Source organism: Geodermatophilus sp. SYSU D01036 (assembly GCF_054050435.1).
Genome location: NZ_JBJGZJ010000002.1, coordinates 371,831 through 396,754, shown reverse-complemented (window position 1 = coordinate 396,754; position 24,924 = coordinate 371,831). Strand labels below are relative to the sequence as shown.

General features: G+C 75.5%; 24 protein-coding genes. 2 read left to right on the top strand and 22 right to left on the bottom strand.

Annotated features, from left to right (window positions below; translation table 11 throughout):
- Window positions 1-266: 266 nt before the first annotated feature.
- Genes ACI8AR_RS04345 through pyrR form a run of 8 tightly spaced genes read right to left on the bottom strand, consistent with a single transcriptional unit; the run spans window position 267 to window position 10,018 of the window.
- Window positions 267-560 (bottom strand): hypothetical protein, encoded by a 294-nt coding sequence (locus tag ACI8AR_RS04345; protein WP_457049879.1) that lies wholly within the window; start codon window positions 558-560, stop codon window positions 267-269.
- Window positions 557-1,435: an orotidine-5'-phosphate decarboxylase gene (gene pyrF / locus ACI8AR_RS04340; RefSeq protein WP_457049878.1), complete on the bottom strand. Its 879-nt coding sequence runs from the start codon at window positions 1,433-1,435 to the stop codon at window positions 557-559. Before pyrF ends, ACI8AR_RS04345 begins: the two co-directional genes overlap by 4 nt.
- Window positions 1,432-2,763, bottom strand: coding sequence for a dihydroorotate oxidase (locus ACI8AR_RS04335; protein ID WP_457049877.1), 1,332 nt, complete (start codon window positions 2,761-2,763; stop codon window positions 1,432-1,434). Before ACI8AR_RS04335 ends, pyrF begins: the two co-directional genes overlap by 4 nt.
- A complete protein-coding gene (gene carB, locus ACI8AR_RS04330) occupies window positions 2,760-6,065 on the bottom strand; it encodes a carbamoyl-phosphate synthase large subunit (RefSeq protein WP_457049876.1) in 3,306 nt (1,101 codons plus the stop codon). Before carB ends, ACI8AR_RS04335 begins: the two co-directional genes overlap by 4 nt.
- A complete protein-coding gene (carA, locus tag ACI8AR_RS04325) occupies window positions 6,065-7,231 on the bottom strand; it encodes a glutamine-hydrolyzing carbamoyl-phosphate synthase small subunit (protein ID WP_457049875.1) in 1,167 nt (388 codons plus the stop codon). Before carA ends, carB begins: the two co-directional genes overlap by 1 nt.
- Window positions 7,228-8,514, bottom strand: coding sequence for a dihydroorotase (locus ACI8AR_RS04320; RefSeq protein ID WP_457049874.1), 1,287 nt, complete (start codon window positions 8,512-8,514; stop codon window positions 7,228-7,230). The genes carA and ACI8AR_RS04320 overlap by 4 nt, the downstream gene beginning before the upstream one ends.
- On the bottom strand, window positions 8,511-9,428 hold the full coding sequence (locus ACI8AR_RS04315) for an aspartate carbamoyltransferase catalytic subunit (protein WP_456936402.1): 918 nt from the start codon (window positions 9,426-9,428) through the stop codon (window positions 8,511-8,513). Before ACI8AR_RS04315 ends, ACI8AR_RS04320 begins: the two co-directional genes overlap by 4 nt.
- Window positions 9,425-10,018: a bifunctional pyr operon transcriptional regulator/uracil phosphoribosyltransferase PyrR gene (gene pyrR, locus ACI8AR_RS04310; RefSeq protein ID WP_457049873.1), complete on the bottom strand. Its 594-nt coding sequence runs from the start codon at window positions 10,016-10,018 to the stop codon at window positions 9,425-9,427. The genes ACI8AR_RS04315 and pyrR overlap by 4 nt, the downstream gene beginning before the upstream one ends.
- A 231-nt stretch (window positions 10,019-10,249) precedes the next feature.
- On the opposite strand from pyrR, the gene bldD reads away from it, so the two are divergent.
- Window positions 10,250-10,786, top strand: coding sequence for a transcriptional regulator BldD (gene bldD / locus ACI8AR_RS04305; protein WP_457049872.1), 537 nt, complete (start codon window positions 10,250-10,252; stop codon window positions 10,784-10,786).
- 377 nt (window positions 10,787-11,163) lie between these two features.
- On the top strand, window positions 11,164-11,313 hold the full coding sequence (locus ACI8AR_RS04300) for a hypothetical protein (protein WP_457049871.1): 150 nt from the start codon (window positions 11,164-11,166) through the stop codon (window positions 11,311-11,313).
- Between the two features lie 8 nt (window positions 11,314-11,321).
- Here ACI8AR_RS04300 and nusB read toward each other — a convergent pair whose 3' ends face one another.
- From nusB to ACI8AR_RS04230, 14 genes are all read right to left on the bottom strand, one after another.
- Entirely contained in the window at window positions 11,322-11,732 is a 411-nt protein-coding gene (gene nusB, locus ACI8AR_RS04295; RefSeq protein WP_457049870.1) for a transcription antitermination factor NusB, read from the bottom strand.
- A 16-nt stretch (window positions 11,733-11,748) separates the two neighbouring features.
- The gene (efp, locus tag ACI8AR_RS04290) at window positions 11,749-12,309 is read right to left on the bottom strand and encodes an elongation factor P (RefSeq protein WP_457049869.1); all 561 of its coding nucleotides are present in this window, start codon (window positions 12,307-12,309) and stop codon (window positions 11,749-11,751) included.
- Window positions 12,310-13,410, bottom strand: a complete 1,101-nt coding sequence (locus ACI8AR_RS04285; RefSeq protein ID WP_457049868.1) for a M24 family metallopeptidase — start codon at window positions 13,408-13,410, stop codon at window positions 12,310-12,312.
- Entirely contained in the window at window positions 13,410-13,844 is a 435-nt protein-coding gene (gene aroQ / locus ACI8AR_RS04280) for a type II 3-dehydroquinate dehydratase (protein ID WP_457049867.1), read from the bottom strand. Before aroQ ends, ACI8AR_RS04285 begins: the two co-directional genes overlap by 1 nt.
- Window positions 13,841-14,887 (bottom strand): 3-dehydroquinate synthase, encoded by a 1,047-nt coding sequence (gene aroB, locus ACI8AR_RS04275; RefSeq protein ID WP_457049866.1) that lies wholly within the window; start codon window positions 14,885-14,887, stop codon window positions 13,841-13,843. The genes aroQ and aroB overlap by 4 nt, the downstream gene beginning before the upstream one ends.
- 5 nt (window positions 14,888-14,892) lie before the next feature.
- A complete protein-coding gene (locus tag ACI8AR_RS04270; protein ID WP_457049865.1) occupies window positions 14,893-15,426 on the bottom strand; it encodes a shikimate kinase in 534 nt (177 codons plus the stop codon).
- Window positions 15,423-16,601, bottom strand: coding sequence for a chorismate synthase (gene aroC, locus ACI8AR_RS04265; RefSeq protein WP_457049864.1), 1,179 nt, complete (start codon window positions 16,599-16,601; stop codon window positions 15,423-15,425). The genes ACI8AR_RS04270 and aroC overlap by 4 nt, the downstream gene beginning before the upstream one ends.
- Window positions 16,602-16,815: 214 nt before the next feature.
- The gene (locus tag ACI8AR_RS04260) at window positions 16,816-17,628 is read right to left on the bottom strand and encodes a shikimate dehydrogenase (protein ID WP_457049863.1); all 813 of its coding nucleotides are present in this window, start codon (window positions 17,626-17,628) and stop codon (window positions 16,816-16,818) included.
- 7 nt (window positions 17,629-17,635) lie between these two features.
- The gene (gene mltG, locus ACI8AR_RS04255; protein WP_457049862.1) at window positions 17,636-19,306 is read right to left on the bottom strand and encodes an endolytic transglycosylase MltG; all 1,671 of its coding nucleotides are present in this window, start codon (window positions 19,304-19,306) and stop codon (window positions 17,636-17,638) included.
- Window positions 19,303-19,968, bottom strand: a complete 666-nt coding sequence (ruvX, locus tag ACI8AR_RS04250; protein ID WP_457049861.1) for a Holliday junction resolvase RuvX — start codon at window positions 19,966-19,968, stop codon at window positions 19,303-19,305. The genes mltG and ruvX overlap by 4 nt, the downstream gene beginning before the upstream one ends.
- A 5-nt stretch (window positions 19,969-19,973) precedes the next feature.
- Window positions 19,974-22,664 (bottom strand): alanine--tRNA ligase, encoded by a 2,691-nt coding sequence (gene alaS, locus ACI8AR_RS04245; RefSeq protein WP_457049860.1) that lies wholly within the window; start codon window positions 22,662-22,664, stop codon window positions 19,974-19,976.
- Window positions 22,665-22,711: 47 nt separating this feature from the next.
- The gene (locus tag ACI8AR_RS04240) at window positions 22,712-23,005 is read right to left on the bottom strand and encodes a hypothetical protein (RefSeq protein WP_457049859.1); all 294 of its coding nucleotides are present in this window, start codon (window positions 23,003-23,005) and stop codon (window positions 22,712-22,714) included.
- Window positions 23,005-23,430: a DUF948 domain-containing protein gene (locus ACI8AR_RS04235; RefSeq protein WP_387986799.1), complete on the bottom strand. Its 426-nt coding sequence runs from the start codon at window positions 23,428-23,430 to the stop codon at window positions 23,005-23,007. Before ACI8AR_RS04235 ends, ACI8AR_RS04240 begins: the two co-directional genes overlap by 1 nt.
- 110 nt (window positions 23,431-23,540) lie before the next feature.
- Window positions 23,541-24,914, bottom strand: coding sequence for a replication-associated recombination protein A (locus ACI8AR_RS04230; protein ID WP_457049858.1), 1,374 nt, complete (start codon window positions 24,912-24,914; stop codon window positions 23,541-23,543).
- Between the last annotated feature and the right edge of the window lie 10 nt (window positions 24,915-24,924).

The following is a 24,924-nucleotide window of genomic DNA, read 5'->3' as shown; positions in this document are numbered from 1 at the left end:
TGCGACCCGGCGGGTACGTGCGGTGTCGGGTGCGGGCCCGCGGTCTGGGCACCGACGATCAACCTAGTAACCACGAATCCGCAGGTCACGCGCTGTTTGCACGACCTCTTCGATCTCCGGTCGTCCGCACGTGACGCCCTGTGGAGGGCCGCTGTGACCCTCCGTGAACACCGCTGGTCAGGAAGTATACGAAACGCATTCGTATCGGCTCAGGGCCCCCGCCGCGTCCGGACGTGACACGCCGGGCGGCGCGCCCGGGCGGCCCGTCAGCGGGCCGACCGGCGGCCCAGGACCCAGCCACCGACCGCGGCCAGCACCAGCGCACCGGCGACCGCGAGGGCGGCCCCGACGAGGTGCCCGGTGTCCCGGACGACCGACCCGGGGCCGGACGTCAGGGTCAGCGTGCTCTCGTGGACGGGGTCGACCTCCTCCAGGGGCGCGTACGCGGTCCAGCCGTACCCCGACGGCGGGCGGGTGTTCGTCCACCAGAACACGGCGACCCCGGCGACGGTGAGGGTCACCCCCAGTCCCGCGACCAGCCAGGGCAGCGCGCGCCTCACCGCCCGAGCTCCTCCGCCCAGCGGGCGGCCGCGGCGCGCAGCCCGGCGGGGGCCGGGCCCGCCGCGAGCACGTCGCGGGAGACGGTCGGGACCACGGCGCGGCCGGTGCCGAAGAGGCGCCGCAGGTCCGCGGCCGAGCCGCCCTGGGCGCCCAGCCCGGGCGCGAGCACCGGGCCGCCGAGACCGTCGAGGTCGACGTCGAGCTCGCGCAGCGTGGCGCCGACGACGACGCCGAAGGACCCGGTCGTGGCGCCCCAGCGGCTGCCGAGGTCCTGCACCGCGCCGAGGTCGGGCAGCGGGTCGCCGACGACCCAGCCGGGGGTGTTCCAGCCGCGCACGGTGTCGACGACGGCCTGCGCCACCGACCGCTCCCCCACCGCCGCGGACTGCAGCGTGCCGGCGTCGGGGTTGGAGGTGCGGGCCAGCACGAACAACCCGCCGCCGGTCAGCCGGGCGGTGTCGACGGCCGGCTGCAGCGAGCCGGGCCCGAGGTAGGGGCTGACGGTGAGCGCGTCGACGGCGCACGGGTGCTCCGGGCGCAGCACGTCGGCGTAGGCGTCCATGGTCGAGCCGATGTCGCCGCGCTTGGCGTCCAGCAGCACCAGCGCCCCGGCCGCGCGGGCCCGGGCGACGGCGTCCTCCAGCACGGCCAGGCCGCGGGAGCCGTGCCGCTCGAAGAACGCCGACTGCGGCTTGAGCACGGCGACCTCGCCGGCCAGCGCGTCGACCACCGTGTCGGTGAACCGGCGCAGCCCGTCGACGTCGTCGGCCAGGCCCCAGCGCTCCAGCAGCGGCGCGTGCGGGTCGATGCCCACGCACAGCGGCCCCCGGGCGGCGACGGCGTCGGCGAGCCGCTGCCCGAACGGCGCGCTCACCGCGGCACCGACCGGGACAGCGTGTCGCCGTGCGCCGCGATGCAGTCGCGGGCGAGGAAGGGGTCGGCGAAGGCGCCCGACGCCGACTGCACGGCGTCGGCGCCGGCCTCCCACAGCGCCGCGAACGACGCCGGGTCGGTCACCCCGCCCATCGCCAGCACGTCGAAGCGCCGGCCGGACGCCTCGCGCAGCGCCACCAGCCGGCGGGTGAGGTCCAGCGCCTGCCCGCGGACCGCCGCCCCCGACAGCCCCGCCACCGCGCGGCCGGGGAAGGTCGGCTCGCCGTCGCCGCGCACCACCCGGCTCGCGACCGTGTTGATGCCCGCGACGCCGTCGACCAGCGGCGCCAGCCGGGGCACCAGCGCGGCCAGCCGGTCCGCGTCGAGCCAGGACAGCTTGGCGACCAGCCCGGTGCGGTCGTCCAGCGCCCGGCGCACGCCCTCGACGACGGCGACCGTGGCGTCCGCGTCCAGGCACAGCGGCGGCTCCACGCCGTCCGGCGAGGCCGACAGCGTGTTCGGGCAGGACAGGTTCAGCTCGACGACGGTCGCGCCGGCCTCCTGCGCCATCGCCGCGACCCGGGCGAAGTCGTCGACCAGGGCGGGGCCGTCGCCGGACCCCATGACGCTGACCAGCAGCAGCTGGTCGGCGTCGACCGCGGCCAGGGACCGCTCGAGGTCGGCCATCCACTCCTCCGGCGCCGGCGAGGGGACGCCGAAGGAGTTGACCGTGCTGACGTCCGGGGAGCCGGGCGCCCCCCAGTCCCAGGGGTCGGAGACGACGGCGTCGCTCGGCGGGCGCGGCGCGAACGTCCAGTTCGGCTGCACGTTCGGCTCGTGCGCCCGGCTGCGCACCGTCTTGTAGGTGAGCACGCTGAACCCGTTGCGGGCGTGGAAGCGGACCCACTCCTCGCCGCCGTTGAGCACGCACGCCGGCACGCCGATCGGGAAGCCGACGTCCCGGCCGAGCACCCGCCACCGGCGGTCGCCGGCCCGCGGCCGCCGCGGCAGCCGCGGGCCGACCGGGGTCAGGAGGTTGTCGCGGTAGGAGCCGAGCAGGTCGTAGGACGGCGTGCGCACCCCGTGCGCGGCGAGCAGCCCGCCGTGCCCGGCGAAGAACGCGACCCGGGTGAGCAGCGGCAGGTCGCCGTCGCCGGCCTCCCCCGCCGCCAGGCGCGCGGCCAGTCCCTCCGCGCCGGCCCGCAGGGCGGCGAGCTCCTCGGCCGGCGGCGTCGCGAACCGGGTGACCCCGGCGAGGAACGACGCCGCCAGCCCGTCGACCAGCCCGCGGGCAACCAGGTCGTCGCGCACCCGCCCGACGATGCTCACGGGCGCGGCGGCAGCGCGGCAGCGATACCGGCGTGGACCTCCTGCAGGCTGCGCACCCCGAGGCCGCCGCGGCGCAGCGCCTCGACGCCCTGCACCGCCGCCGCCAGCCCCTGCACCGTGGTGACGCACGGGATGCCGGCGGCCACCGCCGCGGTGCGGATCTCGTAGCCGTCCAGCCGCGGCCCGCTGTTGCCCGGCGACCCGAACGGCGTGTTGACGACGACGTCGACGTCGCCGGCCAGGATCCGCTCGACGCAGTTGCCCGGGCCCTCGCTGTACTTGCCGACCACCTCGCACTCGACGCCGTTGCGGCGCAGCACCTGGGCGGTGCCGGCGGTGGCGAGGACGCGGAAGCCGAGGTCGGCCAGCCGCTTGACCGGGAACACCGCGGCCCGCTTGTCCCGGTTGGCCAGCGAGACGAACACCGTGCCCTCGGTGGGCAGGGAGCCGTAGGCGGCGGCCTGGGACTTGGCGAACGCGGTGCCGAAGCCGTCGTCGAGGCCCATGACCTCGCCGGTGGACTTCATCTCCGGCGACAGGACGGTGTCGACGCCGTGGCCGTCGACGGTGCGGAACCGGTGGAAGGGCAGCACCGCCTCCTTGACCGCGATCGGCGCGTCCTCGGGCAGGTCGGTGCCGTCGCCGGTGGCGGGCAGCACGCCGGCGGCGCGCAGCTCGGCGATCGTCTCCCCCACCGCGATCCGTGCCGCGGCCTTGGCCAGCTGCACCGCGGTCGCCTTGGACACGAACGGCACCGTCCGGCTGGCCCGCGGGTTGGCCTCCAGCACGTACAGGACGTCGTCCTTGAGCGCGTACTGCACGTTGAGCAGCCCGCGGACGCCGATCCGGGCGGCCAGCGCCTCGGTGGCGGTGCGGATCTGCGCCAGGTCGGAGGAGCCCAGCGTGATCGGCGGCAGCGCGCACGCCGAGTCGCCGGAGTGGATGCCCGCCTCCTCGATGTGCTCCATGACGCCGCCGAGGTAGAGCTCGGTGCCGTCGTAGAGCGCGTCGACGTCGATCTCGACGGCGTCCTCCAGGAACCGGTCGACCAGCACCGGGTGGGCGGGGCTGACGTCGGTGGCCTTGGCGATGTAGGCCTCGAGCGTGGCGTCGTCGTAGACGATCTCCATGCCGCGCCCGCCGAGCACGTAGGAGGGGCGGACCAGCACCGGGTAGCCGATCTCGGCGGCGATCGCGCGGGCCTCGGCGAACGTCGTCGCGGTGCCGTGCTTGGGCGCGGACAGGCCGGCGTCGGCGAGCACCCGGGAGAACGCCCCGCGGTCCTCGGCGTCGTCGATGGCCTCCGGCGAGGTGCCCAGCACCGGCACGCCGGCGTCCTTGAGCCGCTGCGCGAGCCCCAGCGGCGTCTGCCCGCCGAGGGTGCAGACGACCCCGGCGACGGGACCGGCGGCGCGCTCGGCCTCGACCACCTCGAGGACGTCCTCGAAGGTCAGCGGCTCGAAGTACAGCCGGTCGGCGGTGTCGTAGTCGGTGGAGACGGTCTCGGGGTTGCAGTTGACCATCACGGCCTCGTAGCCGGCGTCCTGCAGCGCCATGACCGCGTGCACGCACGAGTAGTCGAACTCGATGCCCTGGCCGATCCGGTTGGGCCCGGAGCCGAGGATCAGCACGGCCGGCCTCTCCCGCGGCTCGACCTCGGTCTCCTCGTCGTAGGACGAGTAGTGGTACGGCGTGCGGGCGGCGAACTCGGCGGCGCAGGTGTCCACGGTCTTGAACACCGGCCGGACGCCGAGCCGGTGGCGCAGCAGCCGGACGCCGTCCTCCCCCGACAGCTCCGGCCGCAGCGCGGCGATCTGCCGGTCGGACAGGCCGTGCCGCTTGGCCCGCCGCAGCACCGCGGCGGTGAGCGCCGGCGCCTCGCGGACCTCCGCGCCGACCTCCCCGACCAGCGCGATCTGGTCGACGAACCAGGGGTCGAAGCCGCTGGCCTCGGCGACCTGCTCGACGGTGGCGCCGGCGCGCAGCGCGGCCTCGGCCACGTACAGCCGCCCGTCGACCGGCGTGCGCAGCGCCTCCAGCAGCTCCTCGGCGCTGGACCCGTCCTCCGGACCGGTCCAGAACCCGGCGACCTTGGTCTCGGTGGACCGCATCGCCTTGCCCAGCGCCTCGGGGAAGTTGCGGCCCATCGCCATGACCTCGCCGACGCTCTTCATCGTCGTGGTCAGCCGCGGGTCGGCCCCGGGGAACTTCTCGAACGCGAACCGCGGGATCTTCACGACGACGTAGTCCAGCGCCGGCTCGAAGCTGGCCGGGGTGACGCCGGTGATGTCGTTGGTGATCTCGTCGAGGGTGTAGCCGATGGCGAGCTTCGCGGCGATCTTGGCGATCGGGAAGCCGGTGGCCTTCGACGCCAGCGCGCTCGACCGGGACACCCGCGGGTTCATCTCGATGACGACCAGGCGCCCGTCGGCCGGGTTGACCGCGAACTGGATGTTGCAGCCGCCGGTGTCGACGCCGACCTCGCGCAGCACCGCGATGCCGACGTCGCGCATCCGCTGGTACTCGCGGTCGGTGAGGGTCATCGCCGGCGCGACGGTGACCGAGTCGCCGGTGTGCACGCCCATCGCGTCGACGTTCTCGATCGAGCAGATGACGACCACGTTGTCGCTGCGGTCGCGCATGAGCTCGAGCTCGTACTCCTTCCAGCCGAGCACCGACTCCTCGACGAGCACGGTGTGCACCGGGGAGTCGGCCAGGCCGTGGGAGGCCATCCGGCGCAGCATCGCCTCGTCGGTGGCGAACCCGGAGCCCAGCCCGCCCATGGTGAAGCTGGGCCGGATGACGACGGGGTAGCCGACCTCGGCGGCGGTCTCCAGCGCCTCCTCGACGGTGGCGCAGACCCGCGAGCGCGGGGCGTCGGCGCCGATGGACCGGACGATGTCCTTGAACTTCTGCCGGTCCTCGCCCCGGTTGATCGCGTCGACGTCGGCGCCGATGAGCCGGACGCCGTAGCGCTCCAGCGTCCCGTTCTCGTACAGGCCGATGGCGATGTTGAGCGCGGTCTGCCCGCCGAGGGTGGCCAGCAGCGCGTCGGGGCGCTCCTTGGCGATCACCCGCTCGACGAACTCCGGCGTCAGCGGCTCGACGTAGGTGGCGTCGGCGACGTCGGGGTCGGTCATGATCGTCGCCGGGTTGCTGTTGACCAGGCTGACCCGCAGCCCCTCGGCGCGCAGCACGCGGCAGGCCTGGGTGCCGGAGTAGTCGAACTCCGCGGCCTGGCCGATGAGGATCGGCCCGGAGCCGATGACCAGGACGTGCGAGATGTCGGTGCGCTTGGGCATCAGGCGTTCTCCCCCGTGCTGGACCGGACCCGCGGCGCCGGGCTGACCGCGTCCCCGCCGTCCCGCGTGGCCTGCAGGAGGTCGACGAACCGCTGGAACAGCGGCGCGGCGTCGTGCGGGCCGGCGGCGGACTCGGGGTGGAACTGGACGCTGAACGCCGGGGCGTCGAGCAGCCGCAGCCCCTCCACGACGTCGTCGTTGAGGCCGACGTGGCTGACCTCGACCCGGCCGTAGGGGGTGTCGGTGGGCCGGTCCAGCGGCGCGTCGACGGCGAAGCCGTGGTTGTGGCTGGTCACCCGGACGGTGCCGCTGACCCGGTCGAGCACCGGCTGGTTGAGGCCGCGGTGGCCGAAGCGCAGCTTGTAGGTGCCCAGGCCCAGCGCCCGGCCGAGGATCTGGTTGCCGAAGCAGATGCCGAACAGCGGCCGGCCGGCGTCGAGCACACCCCGCACCGCGGCGACGGCGTAGTCGGCCGCGGCCGGGTCGCCGGGGCCGTTGGAGAGGAACACGCCGTCGGGGCCGGCGGCGAGCAGGTCCTGCGCGGTCGCGGTCGAGGGCAGCACGTGCGTCTCGACGCCGAGCTCGGCGAGGTGGCGCGGGGTCGCGGTCTTGATGCCGAGGTCGAGCGCGGCGATGGTGAACCGCCGCTCCCCCACCGCCGGCACGACGTAGGGCTCGCGGGTGCTCACGTGCGGCGCGAGGTCGGCGCCGACCATGCCCTCGGCGGCGCGCACCCGGGCGAGCAGCGCGTCGGGGTCGGTCGACTCGCTGCTGATGCCGGCGCGCATCGCCCCCCGCTCGCGCAGGTGGCGGGTCAGGGCGCGGGTGTCGATCCCGCTGATCCCGACGACGCCCTGCGCGGCGAGCTCGTCGTCGAGGCTGCCGGTGGCCCGCCAGTTGGCCGGGCGGCGGGCGGGGTCGCGGACGACGAACCCGGCCACCCACATGCGGCGGCTCTCGTCGTCCTCGCCGTTGACACCGGTGTTGCCGACGTGCGGCGCGGTCATCGTGACGATCTGGCCGGCGTAGCTGGGGTCGGTCAGCGTCTCCTGGTAGCCGGTCATCCCGGTGGCGAACACCGCCTCGCCGACCGTCGTGCCGACCTTGCCGTAGGACTCGCCGCGGAACGTCCGTCCGTCCTCCAGGACGAGGATCGCCTCGCTCACTTCTGTGCCTTTCCGTCCAGGACGGTCGCCTCGCCCCGCAGGAACGTGGCGACCACGCGGCCGGGCAGCTCCCGGCCCGCGTAGGGGCTGTTGCGGCTGCGGCTCGCCAGCGCGGCCGGGTCGACGGTGGCCCGGGCGGCGGGGTCGAGCAGCAGCAGGTTGGCCGGCTCCCCGGGCGCGATCGGGCGCCCGTGTCCGGCCAGGCGGCCGATGGCCGCCGGGCGGGCCGACATGCGGTCGGCGAGGCCGGCCCAGTCGAGCAGGCCCGGCTCCACCAGCGTCTCCAGCACCACCGAGAGCGCCTGCTCCAGCCCGAGCATCCCGGGCCGGGCCTGCGCCCACTCGCTCTCCTTGTCCTCCACCGCGTGCGGCGCGTGGTCGGTGGCGACGGCGTCGATCGTGCCGTCGGCCAGGCCCTGCCGGAGGGCCTCCACGTCCGCGTCCGTCCGCAGCGGCGGGTTGACCTTGAACACCGGGTCGTAGGACTCGGCGCAGGCCTCGGTGAGCAGCAGGTGGTGCGGGGTGACCTCGGCGGTCACCTGCACGCCGCGGGACTTGGCCCAGCGCAGGATCTCCACCGACCCGGCGGTCGAGACGTGGCAGACGTGCAGCCGGGCGCCGACGTGCTGGGCGAGCAGCACGTCACGGGCGATGACCGCCTCCTCGGCGGCGGCCGGCCAGCCGGTGAGCCCGAGCCGGGCGGAGCGGTCACCCTCGTTCATCTGCGCGCCGGCGGTCAGCCGCGGCTCCTCGGCGTGCTGGGCGATCACCCCGTCGAAGGCCTTCACGTACTCCAGCGCGCGGCGCATGAGCGCGGGGTCGGCGACGCAGTGCCCGTCGTCGGAGAACACCCGCACCCGGGCGGCGGAGTCGGCCATCGCGCCGAGCTCGGCCAGCCGCTCGCCGCGCAGCCCGACGGTGACCGCGCCGACCGGCACGACGTCGACCAGCCCGGCCTCCTGGCCCAGCCGCCAGACCTGCTCGACGACGCCGGCGGTGTCGGCCACCGGGTCGGTGTTGGCCATGGCGTGCACCGCGGTGAACCCGCCGAGCGCCGCCGCGCGGCTGCCGGTCTCCACCGTCTCGGCGTCCTCGCGGCCGGGCTCGCGCAGGTGGGTGTGCAGGTCGACCAGGCCGGGCAGCGCGACCAGCCCGTCCGCGTCGACGACGGTCGCGCCGGTCGCGGACAGCCGGTCCCCGACCGCGGCGACCCGGCCGTCCTTGAGCAGCAGGTCGGCGGGCTCGCCGCCGAGGACGCGCGCCCCCTTGATCAGCGTGGTCACGCGTTGCCTCCGAGCAGCAGGTAGAGCACGGCCATCCGCACGGAGACGCCGTTGCCGACCTGCTCGACGATCGTCGAGCGGACCGAGTCGGCGACGTCGGCGGCGATCTCCATGCCGCGGTTCATCGGGCCGGGGTGCATGACGATCGCGTCGTCGGACAGCGCGGCCATCCGGACGGCGTCGAGGCCGTAGCGGCGGCTGTACTCGCGGGCGCTGGGGAAGAACGAGGCGTTCATCCGCTCGAGCTGGACCCGCAGCATCATCACGACGTCGGCCTTGGGCAGCACGGCGTCGAGGTCGTAGGAGACCTGCACCGGCCAGGACCCCACGCCGACCGGCAGCAGCGTCGGCGGCGCGACGAGGGTGACCTCCGCGCCGAGCGTCGTCAACAGCCAGACGTTGGAGCGGGCCACCCGGCTGTGCAGGACGTCGCCGACGATCGCCACCCGCACGCCGTCGAGCCGGCCCAGCCGGCGGCGGATCGTGTAGGCGTCCAGCAGCGCCTGGGTGGGGTGCTCGTGGGTGCCGTCGCCGGCGTTGACGACGCTGCCGCGCACCCAGCCGGCCAGCCGGTGCGGGGCGCCCGACGCCGAGTGGCGGACGACGATCGCGTCGCTGCCCATCGCCTCCAGCGTCAGCGCGGTGTCCTTGAGGCTCTCGCCCTTGGAGACGCTGCTGCCCTTGGCGGAGAAGTTGATGACGTCCGCGGACAGCCGCTTGGCCGCGAGCTCGAAGGAGATGCGGGTGCGGGTGGAGTCCTCGTAGAAGAGGTTGACCACCGTGCGGCCGCGCAGCGTGGGCAGCTTCTTGACCTCGCGGCCGGCCAGCGCCTGGTCGATCTGCGCGGCGGTGTCGAGGACGAGCGTGGCGTCGGCGCGGTCGAGGTCGGCCGCGTCCAGCAGGTGCCGCTTCACCGGCTCGTCACCAGCACCTCGTCGGTGCCGTCGGTCTCGGCGAGGTGCACCCGCACCTTCTGCGCGCGCGAGGTGGGCACGTTCTTGCCCACGTAGTCGGCGCGGATCGGCAGCTCGCGGTGGCCGCGGTCGACCAGCACCGCCAGCTGCACCGCGCGGGGCCGGCCGAGGTCGCGCAGCGCGTCGAGTGCCGCGCGCACCGAGCGGCCGGAGAACAGGACGTCGTCGACGAGGACGACCAGCCGGCCGTCGATCCCCGCGGGCGGCAGGAGGGTGTCCTCCAGCGCCCGGACGCCGCGCATCCGCAGGTCGTCGCGGTAGAGGGTGATGTCGACGGTGCCGACGTCGACCGCCGTGCCGGCGAAGGCGGCGATGCGGGCGGCCAGCCGGCGGGCCAGCGGGGCGCCGCGGGTGGGGATGCCGACCAGGACGACGTCGGGCAGCGCGTCGCCGGCCTTCTCGATCACCTGGTGGGCGATGCGGTCGACGACGCGGGCGACGTCGGCGGCGGCGAGCAGCACGGTGGGCGCCGGGCCGTCGGACGGGTCGGTGGACTGGTTCCCGGGCAGGGGCCCGGTCGTGCCGGCCATCAGGCCTCCTTCCCCGCCTCACGGGACGGGTCGTTAAAGGAGTGGGGTGGACCGGTCTCGACCGTACTGCACCCCTCCGTGTGACCGTCGTCGCGCGTCGTGGCCCCGCAGGTCGGCGCAGGAGTCCCAGGACGGCCCGCGCGAGGGAGGCGCTGTTGCCATCCGCCACATGTGAGTACGCTGCGTGACGGACCAGCCCTGGACACGACGACGGACAGTGAGCAGAGACGCATGAGCACCGACTACTCACGGGCACTCGGCGCCCGGCTGCGGGCCATCCGCAACCAGCAGGGTCTCTCCCTCCAAGGCGTGGAGGACAAGTCGCACGGCCGCTGGAAGGCCGTCGTCGTCGGTTCCTACGAACGCGGGGACCGCGCGGTGACCGTCCAGCGGCTCTCCGAGCTCGCCGTGTTCTACGGCGTGCCGGTCTCCGAGCTGCTGCCCGACCCGCGCCCCTCCTCGGCCGTCACCTCGACGACCAAGATTGTGCTGAACCTCGAGTCGCTGGGCTCGCTGCCCGCCGACGAGGCCGGCCCGCTCGCCCGCTACGCCTCGACCATCCAGGCGCAGCGGCACGACTACAACGGCAAGGTCCTCTCCATCCGCGCGGAGGACCTCAAGTCCCTGGCGATCATCTACGACATGAGCCCCGACGAGCTCACCACCCGGCTCATCGAGTGGGGCGTGCTCAACCCCGGCATGGACGGCGTCGGCGGGCCCGTCGACGACGAGGACGACAGCTGGGACCGCCGCCGCGCCCCGCGCTGAGCGACCCGCACCGCGACGCCCCGAGGCCCGCACCGGCACCCGCCGGCGCGGGCCTCGCTGCGTTCCGGGACGGCGGTCGCCGGGCACCGTCGGACCCCCACGGCCCGTTCCCACTCCTGGTCCGGGCCGCCCGGGTACGACGGTGCCCGGCTCGGCCGCGGCGTTCCCGTCCGGCCCGCGCGATTCGTGCCCACAGTGCGGCGGGGACGCCGCCTCGTCAGCGGTGTGTGCACGCAGTGGGGTCACGACGTCCCGGGTGAGACCGATGACCGCACACTCGCGGCTCCGCGGAGGGACCTCGCAGCTCGGGGTCCTGGAACTGTCAGGGGTGCGACCTAGCGTCGGCGGCGCCGAGAACGCGCACCCGAGGAGTACCCGTGAGCACCGCCCCGCCCGTCCCGACGCCCGACCGCGAGTCGCTGCTCGCCGCGGACCGCCGGGCGGCGCTGCGCCGGGTGCACCGGCTGACCGCCGGGGCCCGGGCCGCGGCGATGCTGGCCGCCGCCGAGGCCGGCGTCCGGGGCTGAGTCGTGGCTCAGGAGGAGGTCGGCACCTCGGCGTCGAGGATGGCCCCGAGAACGCCGTTGACGTAGGCCGGCGAGTCGTCGGTCGACAGCGCCCGGGCCAGCTCCACGGCCTCGTCGATGACGACGGCGTCGGGCACGTCGTCGGCCCAGAGCAGCTCGAACACCGCCATCCGCAGGATCGCGCGGTCGACGTCGGGCAGCCGCTCGAGCGACCAGCCGCGGGCGTGCTGCCCGATCAGCCCGTCGATGCGCCCCTGGTGCGCCGCCACCCCCTCCACCAGCCGGACGGCGTGGTCGGGGACGGGCGGCGACGGGTCGGCGATGCGCTCGCGGAGCAGCTCCACCGGGTCGGTGCCCCGCAGGTCCGCCTCGTAGAGGACGTCGACGGCGCGCTTGCGCGCCTTGGTGCGGGCAGCCATGGCTCGGGGCGGTGCGTCAGTTGGCGCGGCCGAGGTACCGGCCGTCGCGGGTGTCGACCTTGAGCTTGTCGCCGGTGTTGACGAACAGCGGCACGTTGATCTGCGCGCCGGTCTCGAGGATGGCGGGCTTGGTGCCGCCGGTGGAGCGGTCGCCCTGCAGGCCCGGGTCGGTGTGCTGGACGACGAGCTCCATGGTCACCGGCAGCTCGACGTAGAGCGGGGTGCCCTCGTGCACCGCCACGACGACCTCGGTGTTGTCGAGCAGGTAGTCCGCGCCGCCGCCGACGGTCTCGGACGGGACGTAGATCTGCTCGAAGGTGTCCCCGTCCATGAAGACGAAGTCGTTGCCCTCGCGGTACAGGTAGGTCATGTTCCGCTTGTCGACGGTGGCCGTCTCGACCTTGGTGCCGGCGTTGAAGGTGCGGTCGACGACCTTGCCCGAGAGCACGTTCTTCAGCGTCGTCCGCACGAACGCGCCGCCCTTGCCGGGCTTGACGTGCTGGAACTCGGTGACGGACCACAGCTGGCCGTCGAGGTTGAGGACCATGCCGTTCTTGAGGTCGTTGGTGGTAGCCATCTAGAGGACCAGCAGTTCCTTGCTCGTGAGGGTCAACAACTCGGGCGCGTCCGCCGTGACGACGAGCGTGTCCTCGATCCGGACACCGCCGTGGCCGGGGAGGTAGACCCCCGGCTCCACGGTGACGGCCATGCCGGCGGCCAGACTACCCGCGCCCAGCGGGCCGATGCCCGGCGCCTCGTGGATCTCCAGGCCCACCCCGTGCCCGAGGCCGTGGGGAAAGTGCTCGGCGTGCCCGGCGGCGGTGATGACGTCGCGGGAGGCCGCGTCGACGGCGACGACGTCGGCCCCGACCGCCAGCGCCGCCCGCCCGGCCGCCTGCGCCTCGGCCACCAGCGCGTAGACCTCGCGCTGCCAGTCGGCGGCGTGCCCGAGCACCACCGTGCGGGTCATGTCGGAGTGGTAGCCGTCGACGGTGGCACCGAAGTCGAGCTTGAGGAGGTCGCCGCCGGCCAGGACCGTGCGGTCGGGCCGGTGGTGCGGGATCGCGGAGTTCGCGCCGGTGGCCACGATCGTCTCGAACGACGGCGCCTCGGCGCCCAGCGCCAGCATGCGGGCGTCGAGCTCCCGGCCGACCTCCAGCTCGGTGCGCCCGGGCCGCAGCGCGCCCTCGGCGGCGAGCTCGGCCAGCGCCTGGTCGGCGACCGCGCAGGCCCGGCGCAGCGCCGCGACCTCGTCGTCGTCCTTGACCGCGCGCAGCTCCTCGACCGCGCGGCGGACTGACACCAGCTCGGGCACGGTGCCGCCGGTGGCGGCGTCGGCGAGCACCCGCTCGAGCTGGGCCAGCCCGTCGACGGTGACCTCGTGGCTCTCGTAGCCGATCCGGCCGGCGCCGCGGCGCACCGCCTCCTGCGCGAGCGCGGGGACCGTGGCGCGGTCGACCAGCAGCTCGACGTCGGGCACCTGGGTGCCGGCCTGGGTGGTGTACCGGCCGTCGGTGCCGAACAGGTCGGCGCCGTCGGTGCGCAGCAGCAGCGCGCCGTTGGAGCCGGTGAACCCGGTCAGGTAGCGGACGTTGAGCAGGTTGGTCACCAGGACGGCGTCCAGCCCGCGCTCGGCGGCGGTGGCCCGCAGCCGCTCCCGCCGCTCGGCGGTGCGCATCACGAGACCCCCTTCGCGGCCAGGTGGCGCAGCGCCAGCTCGTAGCCCTGCACGCCGAGCCCGGCGATGACGCCGTCGGCGACGCGGGAGACGTAGGAGTGGTGCCGGAACTCCTCGCGCCGGTGGATGTTGCTGATGTGCACCTCCACGACCGGCGCGGTCACCGCGGCCAGCGCGTCGTGCAGCACCACCGAGGTGTGCGACCAGCCGCCCGGGTTGATCACGACCGGGTCGCCGGCGTCGGTCGCCTCGTGGACCCAGCCGAGCAGCTCGGCCTCGGAGTCGGTCTGGCGCACCCGCACCGTCAGCCCCAGCCCGGCGGCGGCCGACTCGACCATCGCCACCAGGTCGGCGTACGTCGTCGTGCCGTACACCTCGGGCTCGCGGGTGCCGAGCCGGCCGAGGTTGGCGCCGTTGAGGACCTGGATCGTCACGCTGTCTCCGATACTGCGGCCCACGCCGCGTCCAGCCACGCCTGCTCGGGGTCGGTCAGGATCGTCGGGTTGCCGATGCCGTCGAGGACGACGAAGCGCAGCGTCGCCCCCCGGGCCTTCTTGTCCACGCGCATCACCGCCTGCAGCGCCGCCCAGTCGCCCCGGTAGCGGGTGGGCAGGCCCATCGCGGCCACCAGCTCGCGGTGCCGGTCGGCCTCGGCGCGGGTGAGCAGGCCGGCCTGCGCGCCGAGCTCGGCGGCGAAGACCAGTCCGACGGCGACCGCCTCGCCGTGCCGCCAGCGGAAGTCCTCGACCCGCTCGATGGCGTGGCCGAGGGTGTGCCCGTAGTTGAGGAACTCGCGGACGCCGGTGTCGAACAGGTCCCGGCCCACGGCGTCGGCCTTGACCCGCACCGCCCGCTCGATGAGCTCCCCGGTGTCGCGCCGGCCGGTCGGGTCGGCGGCGAGCAGGTCCAGGATCGCCGCGTCGGCGATGAACCCGCACTTGACCACCTCGGCCATCCCGGCGCGGAACTCCGCCTCGGGCAGCCCGGCGAGCACGTCGGTGTCGGCGAGCACGCCGGCCGGCGGGTGGAACGCCCCGACGAGGTTCTTGCCCGCCCCGGTGTTGATGCCGGTCTTGCCGCCCACCGCGGCGTCGACCATGCCGAGCACGCTGGTGGGCAGGTGCACCACGCGGACGCCGCGGGTCCAGGTGGCGGCGAGGAACCCGGCGAGGTCGGTGACCGCTCCCCCGCCGACCCCGACGACGGCGTCCGAGCGGGTCAGCCCGAGCCGGCCGAACTCCTCCCAGGCGGCCGTGGCGACCGCGGCGGTCTTGGCGGCCTCGCCGTCGGGGACGACGACGGCCTCGGCGGCCACCCCGGCGGTCTGCAGCGTCTCGACGGCGGCGCCGGCGAGCGCCGCCAGCGGCGGGCTGTGCACGACCGCGGCCTTCGGCGTCCCGGCGAGCAGCAGGCCCAGCTCGGCCTGCGCGCCGGGGCCGATGACGACGTCGTAGGGCGCCTCCCCCGCGACGGTCACCCGCCTCACCGGGCGGTCCCGGCGGGCAGGGCGGACAGCACGTCCGCGACGACGTCCTCCGGCGTGCGGCCGGCGGTGGGCACGACCACGGTGGCGACCTCCGCGTAGAGCGGGGCGCGCTGCTCGAGCAGGGTGCGCAGCATCGCCCGCGGGTTGACCGCCAGCAGGGGGCGGTCCCGGGACAGGCCGGCCCGGCGGGCGGCCGAGGGGACGTCGACGTCGAGGTGGACGACGGTGCCACCGGCGCGGCCGTGGTCGACCAGGAGCCCGCGGGTGGCGGCGCTGAGCACCGCGCCGCCGCCGAGCGAGAGGACGCCGTCGTGCTCGCCGAGCGCGCGGGCGACCGCCTGCTCCTCCAGCGCCCGGAAGTGCGGCTCGCCGTGCGTGACGAACAGGTCGGCGACCGTGGTGCCGGCGGCGGCCTCGACGTCGGCGTCGGTGTCCCGGAACGGCACGCCCAGCGCGGTCGCCACCGCCGTCCCGACGGTCGTCTTGCCCGAGGCCGGCGGCCCCACGAGCACCAGCAGCGGCCGGCTCACCGGTACAGCAGCGCGTCGAGGTAGGCCTGCGCGTTGCGGCGGGTCTCGGCGACGGAGTCGCCGCCGAACTTCTCCAGCGCGGCTTCGGCGAGCACGAGCGCGACCATCGCCTCCATCACCACGGCGCCGCGCGGCACCGCGCAGGCGTCGCTGCGCTGGTTGATCGCGACCGCGGCGTCCCCGGTGGCGACGTCGACGGTGGCCAGCGCCCGCGGCACGGTGGAGATCGGCTTCATCGCCGCGCGGACCCGCAGCGCCTCGCCGTTGGTCATGCCGCCCTCGATGCCGCCGGCGCGGTCGGTGACCCGGCGCAGCCGGCCGTCCTCGCTGACGATCTCGTCGTGGGCGACCGAGCCGCGGCGGCGGGCGGTCTCCAGGCCGTCGCCGACCTCCACCGCCTTGACCGACTGCACGCCCATGAGCGCGGCGGCCAGGCGGGCGTCGAGGCGGCGGTCCCAGTGCACGTGGCTGCCCAGGCCCGGCGGCAGCCCGTGGACGACGACCTCGACGACGCCGCCGAGCGTGTCGCCGTTCTTTCGGGCGTCGTCGACCTCGGCCACCATCGCCTCGCTGGTGGCCGGGTCGGCGCAGCGCACCGGGTCCTCGTCGATGCGCGGGTTGTCGTGCGGGCCGGGCAGCACGCCGTCGGGGACGGTGACCGGGCCGATCGCGACGACGTGGCTCACGACCTCGACGCCGAGCGCCTGCCGCAGGAACGCCTTGGCGACGGCGCCGAGCGCCACCCGGGCGGCGGTCTCGCGGGCGCTGGCCCGCTCGAGCACCGGGCGGGCGTCGTCGAAGCCGTACTTCTGCATGCCCGCGAGGTCGGCGTGGCCGGGCCGCGGCCGGGTCAGCGGGGCGTTGCGGGCCTGGCCCTCGAGCACCGCGGGGTCGACCGGGTCGGCCGACATGACCGTCGTCCACTTGGGCCACTCGGTGTTGCCCACCTGGACCGCGATCGGCCCGCCCATGGTCAGCCCGTGCCGGACGCCGCCGGTGAGGGTGACCTCGTCCTGCTCGAAGGACATCCGCGCACCGCGGCCGTGGCCGAGCCGGCGGCGGGCCAGGTCGACGTCGAGGTCGGAGGTCTGCACCTGCACGCCGGCGGGCAGGCCCTCGAGGATGGCGGTGAGCTGCTGGCCGTGCGACTCACCGGCGGTCAGCCAGCGCAACATGGCGCCGATTCTGCCAGTTGCAGGACCGCGCCCCTCGGCCTCCCTGCAGGGTCCCGCCGCGAGCGTGCGAGCGGTGGGGGGCAGGGAGGTCCTTCCCCCCTCGCAGGCTCGGGGCGGGCCCCTGAGAGGGGGCCGTTCCATCCCGTCACCAGCGGTCCCTCGACCGAGAGGGCGAGGACGGGCGCGGTGAGCGGCCCGCGCGGGACCGGAGGGGTCAGCGGGCGTCCAGCGCCGCGCGCATCGGGCCGAGCGGCGCGGGCAGCCCGGTCATCAGCTCGACCTGCACCGTGGCCTGCCAGAACAGCACCTCGATGCCGCTGACCACCGTGGCGCCGGCCCGGTCGGCCGCGGCGGCCACCGGCGTGGGCCACGGCGCGTAGAGCACGTCGAGCACGGTCTGCCCGGCCCGCCAGCCGAGGCCGGCGAGGTCGCGGTGCGCCCCGATCGGCACGGTGCTGACGACGACCGGCGCCTCGACCGGGCCGGCTTCCAGCCGCCGGACCACGGCCTCCACGCCGAGGACCCCGAGCACCCGGGTGACGTCGGCGGCGCGGGAGGGGTCGCGGACCAGCACGTCCACCGACTCGGCGCCGAGCTCGGCCAGCGCGACGGCGGCGGCCGCGGCCGTCCCGCCCGCGCCGACGATCGCCGCGTGCGCGACCCGCTCGACGCCGCCGGTCTGCAGCGCCATCCCGACGCCGTGGACGTCGGTGTTCTCCGCCCGCCACCCGGCATCGGTGTGCACGAGGGTGTTCGCCGCGCCCAGCAGCCGGGGCAGCGGCTCGACCGCGTCGGCGACGGCGACCGCCGCCTGCTTGCACGGCATGGTCACCGAGAACCCGCGCCACTCCGGGCCGAGCCCGGCGACCAGGTCGGGCAGGTCCTCGGCGCCCACGTCGAGGGCGTCGTAGGTCCAGCCGGTCAGGCCGAGCGCGGCGTAGGCGGCGCGGTGCAGCAGCGGGGAGAGCGAGTGCCCGACCGGGCGGCCGAGGACGGCCGCCCGGCCGGGCGGGGCCGGTGCGGGCACGGGCCGGTCAGCCACCACACCCGAGGCCGGCGTCGGCGCACCGCTGGCGGGCCACCAGGAACTCGTCGTAGCTGGCGGTGAAGAAGTGCCGCCCGTCCGAGGACTCCAGCACGTAGTACAGGAGCTCCCCGGTGGTCGGCGCCAGCGCCGCCTCCAGGCTCGCCTCGCCCGGTGCCGCGATCGGCGTCGGCGGGAGGCCGGCCCGGGTCCGCGTGTTGTACGGGCTGTCGGTCTGCAGGTCGCTGACGGTCAGGTCGTTGCCGTTCTTGCCGAGCCCGTAGGCCAGCGTCGCGTCTACCCCGAGCGGGATGCCCTGCGCCAGGCGGTTGTAGACGACCTGCGCCACGTTCGCCCGCTCGTCGTCGACCTTGGTCTCCCGCTCGATCATCGAGGCCACGACGACGACGTCGTACACCGAGCGCCCGGCCGCCGCGGCCCGCTGCTCGAGCTGCAGGTCGGTCGCCGTGTCGGTGAACCGGGAGACCATCGCGCGCAGCACGTCGACGGCGGTGTCGTCGGGCTCGACGTCGTAGGTCGCCGGGAACAGGAAGCCCTCGAGCTGCCCGTTCGCGTAGGCCGGCAGGCCCAGCGCGGCCGGGTCGGCCGCGGCGGCCGTCAGCTCCTCGAGGGGTACCCCGGTGGTCTCCGAGATCCGCTGCAGCGTGATCGCGAGCGTGGAGCCCTCGGGGACGGTGACCCGCGAGACCTGGCGGGCGGCCGGGTCGAGCAGCAAGTCGAGGGCGGCCTGGCCGCTCATCTGCGACCGCAGCTCGTAGACGCCGGGCTGGATGCCGGTCGCCGCCGCGTTCGCCTCGGCGGCGTCGACGAACGGCTCGGAGGAGGCGATGACGTCGGCCTCGACGAGGGTGCGGGCGATGTCGCTGAGGGTGTCGCCCTCGCCGACGCGCACCTCGACGCTGCCGGTGCCCGCGCCGGCGTAGTCCTCGGCGGCCGGGTTGACCAGGCCGATGAGGGCCCGCCCGCCGAAGACGATGCCGGCGACGAGCGCGGCGAGGACCAGCAGCGCGAGGACGTTGGCCAGCGGGCTGCGGCGGCGGCCGGAGCGCCGGCGGGGCGCGGGGGCACCGGTGGCGTCGTCGTCGGGCAGGTCGTGCGAGCCGGTCTCGTCGGGGTCGTCGCCGAAGACGGCGGCGTGCCCGTGCTCCTCGGCCTCGTCGCGGGCGCGCCGGCCGCGCCGGCGTCCGCGGTCGGCGTCACCGGCGCCGAGGACCTCGAGGCCGCCGGTGGGCTCCTCGTCGTCGGCGGGCTCGTCGTGCGGGCCGACGGCGGCGGCGGCCACGGTGGGCGCGTCGTCGGGGTCGGCGGTCCCGTCGCGGCGGGCGAGCCTCGACCACGGGCCGGACGGCCGCGGCGGGACGCCGGGCAGCGGCGGCACGGGCTGGCTGTCGCCGGGCAGCGGGCCGGTGCGGTCGTCCTCGGGCGCGCCGTCCCGGGCGCCGGCGTCGGCGTCGTCCGGGGCGGCGTGCCGGCCGGCGGTCACCGGCCGGACGTCGCGGTCCAGCAGGCCGGCCCGGGTGGGGCTGCCGGGCCGGACCGGGCCGGGGCCCGCCGGCAGCCGCGTCGTCGGCGGTCCGGCCGGCCACGCACCCGCGGAGGGCGCCGGGACGTTCGGCATGCCGGGGAGGCCCCGCCCGTACGGCGGGACCGGACCGCTCACGAGTGCCCTCGCTGGGAGTCGAGATACGCCTGGAGGATGACCACGGCGGCGGCCTGGTCGATCACGGGGCGCTGGGCGCGGCTGTCGAGCCCGTTCGCCCGCAGGGAACTGGCTGCGGTCACGGTAGAGAGCCTCTCGTCGACGAGGTGCACGGGCACGCTGCCGATGCGCCCGGCGAGTGACCGAGAGTAGGCACGTGCCTCCCGTGCGGAGGCACCCGACGCACCCGAGAGGTGCCTCGGCTCCCCCACGATCACCTCCGTCACCTCGTGTTCCTCGACGAGGGCGGCGATCCGGTCGAGGTCGCCGCCGTCGCGGCGGCGCTCCACGGTCTCCAGCGGGCTGGCCAGCGTGCCGGTGGGGTCCGACAGCGCGACGCCGATCCGCACCGTGCCGACGTCGAGCCCGAGCCGGCGGCCCTGCCGGGTCCGGCGCGGCGGCAGCGGCAGCCCCGCGGGCAGCCCCTGCGACAGGTCGATCTCCGTGGTCTCGTTGCGCACCGGCGGGAAGCCGGCGCGCAGGTCGATCTGCTCGGTGCGGTGGTGCACCGGCTGCTGCGCCGGGGGCGGGGTCTGCCGGGGCCGCGACGGCGGCACCGCCGGGCGGCCCTGCACGCGCCGCTCCCCCACCGGACCGGTCTCGTCGGGGCGCTGCTCGGGCACTCCGCTCACCTCCCTGTGGCGGTCGCGACCGCCTCTTCGCCGGCCTGCAGGGCGGCGGGGATGCCGCCCGGGTCCGTGCCGCCGCCCTGGGCGACGTCGGGCTTGCCGCCACCGCGGCCCCCGACCGGGGCCGCCGCGGCACGCAGCACGTCGCTGGCGGACAGCCCGCGCTGCTGGGCGGCGGGGTTCAGTGCCGCGACCAGAGCCACCTTGCCCCCCGACTCCGAGGCCAGCAAGACGACCCCGGGGCGCTCGCCGAGCCGCCCGCGGACGTCGAGGGCGAGGGTGCGCAGGTCACCGCCGGAGAGGCCGGCCGGCGCCGCGGTGACGACGGCGACCCCGCCGACGTCGGTCGCGCCCGCGGCCAGCTGACCGGCCGCGGCCTGGGTCTGCTGGGCGCGCAGGTCGGCGACCTCCCGTTCGACGTCGCGCAGCCGGGACAGGATGCCGCCGACCCGGTCCACCAGTCCGTCGGTGGGCGACTTGAGCAGCTCGCCGAGCTGGCGCACGAGGTCGCGCTCGCGGGCCAGGTAGCGGAAGCCCTCGAGGCCGACGACGGCCTCCACGCGGCGCGCGCCCGACCCGACCGACGACTCGCCGGTCAGCGCGAGCGTGCCGATCTGCGCGGAGCCGGCGACGTGCGTGCCACCGCACAGCTCCCGCGACCAGGGGCCGCCGATCTCGACGACCCGCACCTGCTCGCCGTAGGTCTCGCCGAACAGCGCCAGCGCGCCGATCGCCTGGGCCTCGGGCAGCGTCATGTAGGTGGCGGTGACCCGGTGGTCGGCGCGCACGGCCGCGTTGGCGACGTCCTCGATGTCGTGCCGCTGCTGCAGGGTGAGCGCGCCCTGCCAGGCGAAGTCCAGCCGCAGGTAGCCGGGGCGGTTGTAGGAGCCCGACTGCAGCGCCTGCGGGCCGAGCACCTGGCGCAGCGCGGCGTGCACCACGTGCGTGCCCGAGTGCGCCTGGCAGGCTGACAGCCGCCACTCGCGGTCCACCTCGGCGGTGAGCTCCGCGCCCTCGGCCAGCTCTCCCTCGAGCACCCGGACCTGGTGCACCACCAGGCCCTTGACCGGCCGCTGCACGTCGAGGACCTCGGCGCGGCCGCCGTCCCAGGTCAGGGTGCCGGCGTCGGCGACCTGGCCGCCGGACTCGGCGTAGAACGGCGTCCGGTCCAGGACCACGCGGGTGACCTCGCCCGCCCCGGCCGGCGCGGCCGGGGCGCCCTCCTCCGCGGCGAGGTCGGCGACCAGGCCGAGCACGCGGGAGTCGGTGCGCAGGGTGGAGTAGGCCCGCCAGTCGGTGGGGCCGTGGTCGGCCAGCAGGCGGCGGTAGGCCAGGACGTCGACCGAGCCGGTGCGCTTGGCGCGGGCGTCGGCGCGGGCCCGGTCGCGCTGCTGCTGCATGAGCGCGCGGAAGCCCTCCTCGTCGACGGTCACGCCCTGCTCGGCGGCCATCTCGAGGGTGACGTCGATCGGGAAGCCGTAGGTGTCGTGCAGGGAGAACGCCTGCTCGCCGGACAGCGACGGCGTCCCGGCGGCCTTGGCCTGCGCGACGGCGGTGTCGAACAGCGCGGTGCCCGAGGTGAGGGTGCGCCGGAACGCCTCCTCCTCGGCGTAGGCGACGGCGGAGATGCGGTCGAAGTCGGCGACCAGCTCGGGGTAGCTCGCGCCCATCGCGTCGCGGGAGACCGGCAGCAGCTCGGGCAGCGTGGCGGCGTCGACGCCGAGCAGCCGCATCGAGCGGACCGCGCGGCGCAGCAGCCGGCGCAGGATGTAGCCGCGGCCCTCGTTGCCGGGGGTGACGCCGTCGCCGATGAGCATCAGGCCGCTGCGGACGTGGTCGGCGACCACGCGCAGCCGGACGTCGGCGTCGTGGTCCTTGCCGTAGGTGACGCCGGCGAGGTCGGCGGCGCGGCGCAGCACCGGCGCCACCTCGTCGATCTCGTACATGTTGTCGACGCCCTGCAGCAGGAAGGCCACCCGCTCCAGGCCCATGCCGGTGTCGATGTTCTTCTTCGGCAGCTCGCCGACGATCCGGAAGTCCTCCTTGCTCCGGACGTCGGTGAGCTCGTACTGCATGAAGACGAGGTTCCAGATCTCCAGGAACCGGTCACCGGCGGTGTCCACCAGCGGGCCGCCGTCGGGGCCGAACTCGGGACCGCGGTCGTAGTAGATCTCCGAGCACGGACCGCCGGGGCCGTCGGCGCCGGTGTGCCAGTAGTTGTCCTTCTTGCCCAGCCGCTGGATGCGGTCCTCAGGCAGGCCCGCGATGCGGTGCCAGGCCTCGGCGGCCTCGTCGTCGTCGAGGTAGACCGTCACCCAGATGCGGTCGGGGTCGAAGCCCAGCCCGCCGTCCTCCACCCGCCCGGTGACCAGGTCCCAGGCGTGCTGGATCGCCCCCTCCTTGAAGTAGTCCCCGAAGGAGAAGTTGCCGTTCATCTGGAAGAACGTGCCGTGGCGGGTGGTCTTGCCCACCTCCTCGATGTCGAGGGTGCGCACGCACTTCTGCACGCTGGTGGCCCGCGGGAACGGCGCGGGCTCCCGGCCGGTCAGGTACGGGATGAACGGCACCATGCCGGCGACGGTGAACAGCAGGGAGGGGTCCGGCGACACCAGCGAGGCGCTGGGGACGACGGTGTGGCCGCGCTGCTCGAAGTGCTGCAGGAAGCGGCGGCGGATCTCGGCGGTCTGCATGGCCTACTCGGTCCTCGGGGCGGGGGCGGCCCCCGCGGGGTGGGTGCTCAGCGGTCGGCGGCGTGGGCGCCGCGCCGCCCGGGGAGCTGGAGCTGGGTCGCGTCGCGCTCCGGCAGCGGCGCGTCGAGCCCGGTGCCCGAGCGCAGCTCCTCCTCGCGCACGGCGGCCGCGGCGCGCACGTCGGCGCCGAACTCGCCGATCGCGTCGGCGAGGTCGCGCAGCCCCTCGGCGATCGAGGCGCCGATGCCGGCGGGCGTCATCCTCTCGGCGGCGCGGGACAGCTTGCGGACGACGAGGGCGCCGATGGTGATGCCCATCGCCAGCCAGAACAGCCGGCGCATCAGGCGGCCCGCCGGGCGGCGCGGCGCGCGCGGCGCTCGGCCTTGTCACGGGCGGCGGCCTCGGCGATCGCCTGGCCCTCGCGGCGCTTGCGGGTCGCGCTGCGGACGCCGTAGCTGAACGCGGCGACCTTGATCAGCGGGCTGCCCACGGTGGCGGCGACGACGCTGGTCAGCGCCGCGACGTTGCTCGACACGTTGGCCGCGTTGCCGGTGATGTCGTCGACCCGCTCGAGGTTGCTGTTGACCTGGGCGATCGTCGTCTGCGCCTGGGTGAGGATCGGCCGGCTCTCCTCCCGGGTCTGCCGGATGGTCAGCGTGGCCTCGTCCAGCGTGCGCCCCAGCTTCAGCAGCGGGACGGCCAGCAGCAGCACCAGCAGCACCAGCGCCAGGGCGGCGATCAGTCCGGCCCACTCTCCTGCGGACACGCGGCGTCTCCTCTTCTCCGTCGGCGGCCGGCGTGGTCGGCAACGACCGGCGTGGCCACAGTAGTCGCGGTCTCCGGCGCCCCTCCGGTGCGCCGGACGACGCCGGCCCGTCAGGCGCCGCGGCCGGCCCGCTCCGCGCCGCGGCTCTCCCGCGGGTGCCGGCGGACGATCGCCCGGAGCTTGCCCAGGCGGGCGCCGATGCCGGCCTCCACGCCACGGGGCGTGGGCCGGTAGTAGTCCCGGCCGACCAGCCCGTCGGGCGGGTACTGCTGCGGCACGATCCCGTCGGGCGCGTCGTGCGGGTAGACGTAGGTCGAGCCGTGGCCCAGCTTCTTGGCCCCGGCGTAGTGGGCGTCGCGCAGGCCGGCCGGGACCGGCCCGCCCAGGCCCGCGCGGACGTCGGCCACCGACTCGCCGATCGCCACCGTCACCGCGTTCGACTTCGGCGCGGTGGCCAGGTGGACGACGGCGTGCGCCAGCGGGAAGTGCCCCTCGGGCATGCCGATGAGCTGGACCGCCTGCGCGGCGGCGACCGCGGTCTGCAGCGCCGTCGGGTCGGCCATGCCGATGTCCTCGCTGGCGGAGATGACCAGCCGGCGGGCGATGAACCGCGGGTCCTCCCCCGCCACGACCATGCGGGCGAGGTAGTGCAGCGCGGCGTCGACGTCGCTGCCGCGGATCGACTTGATCAGCGCGCTGGCGACGTCGTAGTGCATGTCGCCCTGGCGGTCGTAGCGCACCGCGGCCTGCGCGACGGCGGTCTCCAGGGTGGCCAGGTCGATCTCGGCCGCACCCGCGGCCCGCGCGGCGCCCGCCCCGGACTCCAGCGCGGTCAGCGCCTTGCGCCCGTCGCCGCCGGCGACGCGGACGAGGTGCTCCTCGGCCTCGGCGCTCAGGGTGAGTCCGCCGCCGAGCCCGCGGTCGCTGGTGAGCGCCCGGTGCAGCAGCGTGCGGACGTCGTCGTCGGACAGCGGCTGCAACGCGAGCACGAGGCTGCGGGACAGCAGCGGGCTGACGACGGAGAAGAACGGGTTCTCGGTGGTCGCGGCGATCAGGCTGACGATGCGGTCCTCGACGGCCGACAGCAGCGAGTCCTGCTGGGTCTTGGAGAACCGGTGCACCTCGTCGATGAACAGCACGGTGCGCCGGCCGGCGTAGGTGAGCTCGCGCTTGGCCGCGGTGATGACCGCGCGGACCTCCTTGACGCCGGCGTCCAGCGCGGACAGCTGCACGAACTGCCGCTTGGTGGCCAGCGAGATGACGTGCGCCAGCGTCGTCTTGCCGGTGCCGGGCGGGCCGTAGAGGACCAGCGACATCGGCTCGTCGGCCTCGACCAGGCGGCGCAGCGGCGCCCGCGGGCCGAGCAGGTGGGCCTGGCCGACGACCTCGTCGAGGGAGCGCGGGCGCATGCGCACCGCCAGCGGCGCACCCGGGTCGACGGCGTCGCCGGTGACCTCCGCCGGCTCGTCGAACAAGGACGTCACGGGTAGCGAC